At 61.8% G+C, this 8047-nt stretch carries 10 protein-coding genes; 1 reads left to right on the top strand and 9 read right to left on the bottom strand.

Translation table 11 applies throughout. The features are described from left to right. Nucleotides 1–75 precede the first annotated feature (75 nt). From WBB95_RS10375 to WBB95_RS10335, 9 genes are all read right to left on the bottom strand, one after another. Nucleotides 76–399: a DUF3392 domain-containing protein gene (locus WBB95_RS10375; RefSeq protein ID WP_424487501.1), complete on the bottom strand. Its 324-nt coding sequence runs from the start codon at nucleotides 397–399 to the stop codon at nucleotides 76–78. Nucleotides 400–416: 17 nt separating this feature from the next. Then, entirely contained in the window at nucleotides 417–1619 is a 1203-nt protein-coding gene (gene hemW / locus WBB95_RS10370) for a radical SAM family heme chaperone HemW (RefSeq protein WP_424487500.1), read from the bottom strand. Continuing rightward, entirely contained in the window at nucleotides 1616–2212 is a 597-nt protein-coding gene (gene rdgB / locus WBB95_RS10365; RefSeq protein ID WP_424487502.1) for an RdgB/HAM1 family non-canonical purine NTP pyrophosphatase, read from the bottom strand. Before rdgB ends, hemW begins: the two co-directional genes overlap by 4 nt. Then, nucleotides 2209–2643 (bottom strand): DUF4426 domain-containing protein, encoded by a 435-nt coding sequence (locus WBB95_RS10360; RefSeq protein WP_424487499.1) that lies wholly within the window; start codon nucleotides 2641–2643, stop codon nucleotides 2209–2211. The genes rdgB and WBB95_RS10360 overlap by 4 nt, the downstream gene beginning before the upstream one ends. A 21-nt stretch (nucleotides 2644–2664) precedes the next feature. Next, on the bottom strand, nucleotides 2665–3285 hold the full coding sequence (gene metW, locus WBB95_RS10355) for a methionine biosynthesis protein MetW (RefSeq protein ID WP_424487498.1): 621 nt from the start codon (nucleotides 3283–3285) through the stop codon (nucleotides 2665–2667). Nucleotides 3286–3292: 7 nt separating this feature from the next. Further along, a complete protein-coding gene (gene metX, locus WBB95_RS10350) occupies nucleotides 3293–4432 on the bottom strand; it encodes a homoserine O-succinyltransferase MetX (protein WP_424487497.1) in 1140 nt (379 codons plus the stop codon). A gap of 194 nt (nucleotides 4433–4626) precedes the next feature. Then, nucleotides 4627–5214, bottom strand: a complete 588-nt coding sequence (locus tag WBB95_RS10345) for a YggT family protein (RefSeq protein WP_106575682.1) — start codon at nucleotides 5212–5214, stop codon at nucleotides 4627–4629. 39 nt (nucleotides 5215–5253) lie between these two features. After that, the gene (gene proC, locus WBB95_RS10340) at nucleotides 5254–6072 is read right to left on the bottom strand and encodes a pyrroline-5-carboxylate reductase (protein ID WP_424487496.1); all 819 of its coding nucleotides are present in this window, start codon (nucleotides 6070–6072) and stop codon (nucleotides 5254–5256) included. Nucleotides 6073–6105: 33 nt separating this feature from the next. Continuing rightward, nucleotides 6106–6792 carry a YggS family pyridoxal phosphate-dependent enzyme gene (locus WBB95_RS10335; RefSeq protein WP_424487495.1) on the bottom strand — a complete coding sequence of 229 codons (687 nt, stop codon included), beginning with the start codon at nucleotides 6790–6792 and terminating at the stop codon, nucleotides 6106–6108. 57 nt (nucleotides 6793–6849) lie between these two features. Between WBB95_RS10335 and WBB95_RS10330 the strand changes: the two genes are divergently transcribed. Further along, a complete protein-coding gene (locus tag WBB95_RS10330) occupies nucleotides 6850–7884 on the top strand; it encodes a type IV pilus twitching motility protein PilT (RefSeq protein ID WP_424487494.1) in 1035 nt (344 codons plus the stop codon). The last annotated feature ends 163 nt before the right edge of the window (nucleotides 7885–8047 follow it).

Genomic DNA, 8047 nt, shown 5'->3' with positions numbered 1-8047 from the left:
TGCTGCGCAGCCCAGCGCGGGGCAAGCCCGCTCACCACAAAAGCCAGCTCCCACATTTTTTTGTATTGTGTGGTGTCAGCGACGGTCCGCCACCACCCCGATCAACACCAGCACCACCACCAACACCGGTGCCAGGCTGTAGTTATTGAACTGGCTCAGCCCGCGCACAATCCACGGCGTGGCGTAGATCAGTGCTGCGCCGCTGCCGATCATGCACACCAATGCCATCAACGGTACGCGCAACGCGCCGGCGATGCTGCCCAGGCGCGCTTCGACCCAGCCTTTGATGTCGGCGCCGAACAACACCAGCAAACAGCCGACAAGGGCCAGGGCGATTTCCGACAGGTTGCTGCGGCTCCAGCGGGATACGGTGGCGAGCAGGTCGAGTACCAAATCCATTCGATTTCCTTAGAGCGTCAGCTCAAAAACTTCTGCAACAGGTCATTGAGAAAGAGTTGCCCGCGGTCGGTCGCCGCCAGGCGTGACGGTTCGACCTGCATTAAGCCACTTTGTTCTGCCTCTGCGCGGGCTTCGTCGAGGCTCGCCAGGTCGAGGCCGGTGCGCTCGGCGTAGAGCTTGGCGTCGACGCCTTCGGTAAGGCGCAACGCGTTCATCAGGAACTCGAACGGCAGCTCTTCGTTGGTCAGTTCCTTCGCCCCGGCCTGGAAGCTTTTGGCCGGGTTGAGGTAGTCCTTCGGTGCCCGGGTTTTCCAGGTGCGCACGATGCGCCCGTCCGGGTGGCTGAGCTTGCCGTGGGCGCCTGCGCCAATGCCGATAAAGTCGCCGAAGCTCCAGTAATTCAGGTTATGCCGCGCCGGGCGGCCCGGTTGGGCATACGCCGACACTTCATATTGTGCGTAACCGTGTTCGGCCAGCAGCGCCTGGCCGGCTTCCTGAATGTCCCACAGCGTGTCGTCTTCCGGCAGCGTGGGCGGCTGGTTCCAGAACACGGTGTTGGGTTCCAGGGTCAGCTGATACCAGGACAAGTGTGTCGGGTTCAACGCGATGGCCTGGCGCAAGTCACTCAGGGCATCGTCCAGGGACTGATCGGGCAAGCCGTGCATCAGGTCCAGGTTGAAGTTATCAAACCCGGCCTGGCGCGCCATGCCGGCGGCGCGTATAGCCTCATCGCCATTGTGGATACGGCCCAAGGCTTCAAGTTTTTCTTGCTGGAAGCTCTGGATGCCGATGGACAGCCGATTGATCCCCAGCTTGCGGTACGCCACGAACTTCTCTTGCTCGAAGGTGCCAGGGTTGGCTTCCAGGGTGATCTCGATGTCGCCTGCAAACGGAATGCGCGCTTCCACGCCCTTGAGCAAGCGGCCCAGCGCGGTGGCGCTGAACAGGCTTGGCGTACCGCCGCCAAAGAAAATCGAGCTCAGCTCACGGCCGTACACCGCGTGCAGGTCTTGATCGAGGTCGGCGAGCAACGCGTCCACATACTCCTCTTCCGGCAACACCTTGCTGGCGGTGTGGGAGTTGAAGTCGCAATAAGGGCATTTGCGCACGCACCACGGGATGTGGATGTACAGCGCCAGAGGCGGCAGGTGGGGCAGGGCCGCCCGAGGTGTTTGCGCGCCGCCGTGGATCAGCGGCTGCGCAGAGGTGTTCTGGGTCATTTCAGGCTCAGGCGTTGGCGCAGCAAATCCATTGCGCGGGCGCGGTGGCTGATCTGGTTCTTGTCGGCCGGGTTCAGTTCGGCGCTTGAGACATTGCGCTCCGGCACCCAGAACAGCGGGTCGTAGCCAAAGCCATGTTCACCGCTGGCCGCGTGCAGGATGCGCCCGTGCCACAGGCCTTCGCAGAGGATCGGCAACGGGTCATCGGCATGCCGCACCAAGGCCAGCACACAAACGAACTGCGCGCCGCGCATCGCGTCCGGCACGTCCTTGAGGGCGTCGAGCAGTTTGGCGTTGTTGGCCGCATCGCCTTTGCCGTCGGCATAACGCGCCGAATAGATGCCCGGCGCGCCACCGAGGAAGTCCACCGCCAGGCCCGAGTCATCGGCCAGGGCCGGCAAGCCGGAGATACGTGCGGCGTTGCGGGCCTTGAGAATCGCGTTTTCGACAAACGACAAGCCGGTCTCTTCAGGCTCGACCTGGCTGAACTCGCCAATCGAGCGCAGTTGCACGGAATCGCCGAGCATGGCCTGGAGTTCTTTGAGTTTGCCGGCGTTATGGCTGGCCAGTACGAGTTGGGTGAGGTTCATCAGTCGGCCGGAAACAGTTCTTGGTTGAATTGGAAACCATGGGCTTTGCCGCCGGTTTCAACATTGATGGTGAAGATCTTGGTTTCCTGCTGCGGCACCGCGTATTGGGCGACGTACAGCGTGGAGCCTTTCTGGATGATTTTCTTGAACGTGAGCATCTCGCTCTTGCCGCTCAAGTCTTTGATCGTGCCGGTGACGGTCGCGTCGATCGACTCGACGCCCTTGTTCACGAACACGTTGATCATGCCCAGCTCCTTGCTGCGCACGATCCCGGCTTCCTGGGCCATTTCCGGGGTCAGGAAACTGGTGGTCAGGGTGTTGTAATGCACCGTGATATCGCCGAATTCTTTCTGGCGATTACCATCGATGGCGTCCGCCGCCATGGCGCTGACGCTCAGGCACGCGGTGAGTAGAAAAACAGCCAGGCGACTCATGTTCGTCCTCCTTGAAAATGGTTAGACGGCAATTTGGTGATCGGTCAGGCCAGGGCTGCTGACACGGTAGATACCGATTTCGCCCAACAGGTTGGGCCATAGCTTACTCGCCCAGCCGTGGCGGTGTTGTTGATCGACGGCAAGGCGGTTGATTACCTTGGCCTCACGCTCGCCGCACAAGGCTTCGAAGTCTTCGAAGGTGCAGAAATGGATGTTCGGCGTGTTGTACCAGGTGTACGGCAGGAAGTCCGACACCGGCATGCGACCCTTGGTGGCCAGGTACCAGCGGCAGCGCCAATGGCCGAAGTTGGGGAACGTGATAATGCACTGGCGACCCACTCGCAGCATTTCGTCGAGGATGCGGTCCGGGTAGTGCACGGCTTGCAACGCCTGGGTCATCACCACGATATCGAAGCTGTTGCTGGCAAAGTTGCCCAGGCCCTTGTCCAGGTCCTGCTCGATCACGTTGATGCCCTTGGCCACGCACTGGGCGATGTTGTCCGGGTCGTTCTCCAGGCCATAGCCGGTGACTTGCTTGTTGTCGCGCAGCCAGCTCAGCAGTTCGCCATCGCCGCAACCCAGGTCGAGCACGCGGCTGCCGGCGGGGATCCAGTCTTGGATGATGTCCAGGTCGGCTCTCATGGCGTTCTCACAGAGTTATGCGGTTCATGTAGTTGCTGAAGGCCTGCAAATAACGCGGGATCGGAATCAGGAAGGCGTCATGGCCTTGCGGTGCATCGATTTCCAGGTAGCAGACGTCTTTGCGCGCGGCCATCAGGGCGTCCACCAGCTCACGCGAGCGGGCCGGCGAGAAGCGCCAGTCGGTGGTGAACGACATCACGCAGAACTTGGCCGTGGCGTGCTCGAAGGTTTTCGCCAGGTCGTCGTCGTGGTTGGCCGCCGGGTCGAAGTAGTCCAGGGCCTTGGTCATCAGCAGGTAGGTGTTGGCGTCAAAACGCCCGGAAAACTCTTCGCCCTGATAACGCAGGTAGCTTTCGACCTGGAATTCGACGCTGTGGAAGTCGTAGTTGAGCTTCTCGCTCTTGAGGCCACGGCCGAATTTCTCGCCCATGGAGTCATCGGACAGGTAGGTGATGTGCCCGACCATCCGCGCCAGCATCAGGCCGCGCTTGGGGATCACGCCGGCTTCCTGGAACGAACCGCCGTGGAACTCGGGGTCGGTGAGAATCGCCTGGCGCGCCACTTCGTTGAAGGCGATGTTCTGTGCCGACAGTTTGGGTGCCGAGGCGATGGCCAGGCAATGGCGTACGCGGTCCGGGTAAGTGATGGTCCATTGCAGCGCTTGCATGCCGCCCAGGCTGCCGCCGATTACCGCGGCCCATTGGGCGATGCCCAGCAGGTCGGCCAGGTGCGCCTGGCTGTGTACCCAGTCTTCCACGGTCAGCACCGGGAAGTCGGCGCCGAATGGCTTGCCGGTTTCCGGGTTAAGGCTGCTCGGGCCGGTGGAACCGTTGCAGCCACCGAGGTTGTTCAGGCTGACCACAAAGAATTTGTCGGTGTCGATGGGCTTGCCGGGGCCGATGCAGCTGTCCCACCAGCCGGGCTTGCGCTCGTCCATGCTGTGGAAGCCCGCAGCGTGGTGATGGCCGGACAGGGCGTGGCAGATCAGCACGGCGTTGCTCGCCGTAGCGTTCAGTTGGCCGTAGGTTTCGTAGATCAGGTCGTAGGCTGGCAGCGAGCGACCACAGGCCAAAGCCAGTGGTTCGCTGAAGTGCGCCACTTGGGGCACGACCAGTCCAACAGAATCTGGGGGGAAGGCAGTTGGCATCGACCCTGCTCTCGTTTAAATGAGGCGTAAGTCTAAAGAGCGCTGCACCCAGCGGCAAGCAAAGGCGCAGATACAAAATGTGGGAGCGGGCTTGCCCGCGATTCAGGCACTAAGGTGTGTCAGTCACACCGCAGTGATGCTATCGCAGGCAAGCCAGCTCCCACACGAGCCAGCTCTCACAATTTGTCCGCGTTTCAGATCAGGCCGAACAGTTCCTTGGGCATGAACGCGTAGTAGGCCAAACGCGGAATCACCCAGCTTTGCAGCAGTTGGATGGCGATAAACGCGAAGATCGGCGAGATATCCAGGCCGCCCAGGTTCGGGATCAAGCGACGGAACGGTGCCAGTACTGGCTCGGTGATCTGCGCCACCAGTTCAGCGCCGGGGCTGCGGCTGCCGGGGGCGACCCACGAGAGGATCACGCTGATGATCATCGACCAGAAGATGATCTTCAAAAACAGCGAGAAGATCCCGATCAGGCCCCATGGCAACAGCAGCGGGGTGAACGCCTGGTAGCCGTTGAGCATCAGGATCACCACGAACAGCAGAATCTGCAGCAGCAGTGCGAGTACCAGCGACGACATGTCCAGGCCGAACAGGCTCGGGATTACACGGCGCAGCGGCTTGAGCAGCGGTTGAGTGGCCTTGACCACGAACTGGCACAGCGGGTTGTAGAAGTTCGCCCGCACCAGTTGCAGGATAAAACGCATCAGCACGATCAGCAGGTACAGGCTGCCCAGGGTCTGGATGATGAAGATGGCAGCGTCATTGATTCCGAGCATGTTTGGTTCCTATCGAGTCCGGTTGCAGGTTTGCGACGACTATTTGCCCAGTTGCTCGGCCATTTCGGCCGAACGATGTGCCGCGGCACCCAGTGCTTTTTCCACCAGGGCTTCAAAGCCCCCGGCCTGAAACGATTCAATTGCGGCTTGCGTGGTGCCGCCCGGCGACGTCACGCGGCGGCGCAACTCGGCGGCATCCACATCGCTGGCCACAGCCATTTTCGCGGCGCCCAGCGCGGTTTGCTCAGCCAATTGTTCAGCGACGTCGTGTGACAGGCCCAGTTTCACGCCCGCAGCGGTCATGGCTTCGATCAGCAGGAAGAAGTACGCCGGGCCACTGCCGGAGACGGCGGTGACCGCGTCCAGTTGCTGTTCCTGCTCCAGCCATACGGCGATGCCCACGGCGGACAACAGCTCTTGAGCCTGGTTACGTTGCTCGGCGCTCACTTCGGCGGTGGCGTACAAGCCGCTCACGCCCTGGCGCAGCAGCGCCGGGGTGTTGGGCATGCAGCGCACGATCGGCTGGGCACCGAGCCAGCTGTTCATGCTGGCGCAGGTGATACCGGCGGCAATCGACACCACCAACTGATGCGGCTGCAGGCTCGGACGCAGGCTTTCGCACACGGCTTTCATGGCCTGTGGCTTGACCGCCAGCACAATCACGTCAACGCCCTGGATGGCCTCGGCGTTGTCGGCAAAGGTGTCGATACCGTGCTCTGTGCTGACGCGGGCGCGGGTGTCGGCGCCCGGGTCGCTGGCGCGGATCTGCGAGGTTTCCAGGCCCTTGGCCCGCAGGCCGCCGATCAGGCTGGCCGCCATGTTACCGGCGCCGATGAAGGCAATACGCGTGTTGCTCATGACAGGTCCTTATTCAGAGGAAAGTCAGCCATTTCAAGGCTGGCCGTAGTCGCGGGCGCCAAACAGGGCGGTACCGATCCGCACCCAAGTGGCGCCTTGGGCGATGGCCGACTCAAGGTCGTGGCTCATGCCCATGGAAAGTGTGTCCAGCGGCAGGTTCAAACTGGCTTGCAGCTCACGCACAGTGGCGAAGGCCGCATCTTGCTCGGCACGATCTTCCGTCGGCTCGGGAATGGCCATCAAGCCGCGCAGTTTCAAGCGCGGCAGGGCGCTGATTGCGTTGGCCAGTGCCGGCAGGTCGGCGGGCGTACAGCCGGACTTGCTGGCTTCGCCACTGACGTTGACCTGAATGCAGATGTTCAGCGGCGGCAGGTCGGCCGGGCGTTGTTCGGACAGGCGTTGCGCGATTTTCAAGCGGTCCACGGAATGCACCCAAGCGAAGTGCTCGGCGATCGCACGAGTCTTGTTCGATTGAATGGGGCCGATGAAGTGCCAACTCAAGGGCAGGTCGGTTAATTCGGCCTGTTTGCCCAAGCCTTCCTGCAGATAGTTCTCGCCAAAATCGCGCATCCCGGCGGCATAGGCTTCGCGCACCGCGTGTGCGGGTTTGGTCTTGCTCACGGCCAGCAGGTGGATGCTGCTTTCGTCACGTTGCACGGCGTGGGCCGCGGCACGGATCCGCTCGCTAACCAGGCCAATGTTGTCTGCTATCGTCGACATTCAAGATGCACCCGTGGATATGGAGTCCGCGGCATTCTACTGGAAATGGAAAGCCCTATGGATATCACTGAATTGCTGGCGGCCAGCGTGCGCCGTGGCGCCTCCGACCTGCATTTGTCGGCCGGCCTGGCGCCGATGCTGAGAGTCGATGGCGAAGTCTGGCCCCTGGAGTGGCCCGTGCTTTCACCCCCGCAAGTTGCGGACTTACTCAGCCCTTTGCTCAACCAATACCAACAAAAGGATTTCGAAACATCTCTTGAAACGGATTTCGCGTTCGAGCTGCCGGGCGTCGGGCGGTTTCGCGCCAATGTGTTTCAGCAGGATCGCGGCATGGGGGCAGTGTTTCGAAGCATTCCGGCCGAGGTCCGGAGCCTGGAGAGTCTCGGCCTGGGCGAGGTGTTTCAACGTATCGCCCAGTTGCCGCGCGGCCTGGTGCTGGTGACAGGGCCAACCGGCTCTGGCAAGTCCACGACGCTCGCGGCGATGATCGATTTTCTCAATCAGCATCGGCGCCAGCACATCCTCACGCTTGAAGACCCTATCGAATTTATCCACAGGCCGAAAACGGCGCTGATCAACCAGCGCCAAGTGCACCGCGATACTCACAGCTTTGCGGCGGCACTGCGCTCGGCCTTGCGGGAAGACCCGGATGTGATCCTGGTGGGCGAGTTGCGCGACCTGGAAACCATCCGTCTGGCCCTGACGGCGGCTGAGACCGGGCACCTGGTATTCGGCACTCTGCACACGACGTCGGCAGCCAAGACCGTGGACCGGCTGGTGGATGTGTTCCCGGCGGGGGAAAAGCCCATGGTGCGCTCGATGCTGTCGGAGTCGCTGCAGGCGGTGGTGTCTCAGGTGCTGGTCAAGAAGATCGGTGGAGGGCGGGTGGCGGCTCACGAAATCATGCTGGGGACGCCCGCGATTCGTAACCTGATCCGCGAGGACAAGGTGGCGCAGATGGTCTCGGCGATTCAGACCGGTGGGGCGCTGGGGATGAAGACGCTGGATATGAGCCTGAAGGCGTTGGTCAGCGAGGGGCTGATCAGCCGGGAGGATGCGCGGGGACAGGCGCGGGTGCCTGCAGATATCTAAAGTAGGAAGATATTTAAGCCATTAGCAGGTGGCTTTGTGTGGTGAGCAGGCTTGCCCTGCGCTGGGCTGCGCAGCAGCCCTAAAACCAACCACCGCGTTGTGTCAGGCAGAAAGGGGTGTTGGGGCCGCTTCGCAGCCCAGCGCGGGGCAAGCCCGCTCACTA

This window comes from Pseudomonas sp. (genome assembly GCF_049645325.1).
Lineage (GTDB): Bacteria > Pseudomonadota > Gammaproteobacteria > Pseudomonadales > Pseudomonadaceae > Aquipseudomonas.
This window is presented reverse-complemented; position numbering and strand designations above follow the sequence as displayed.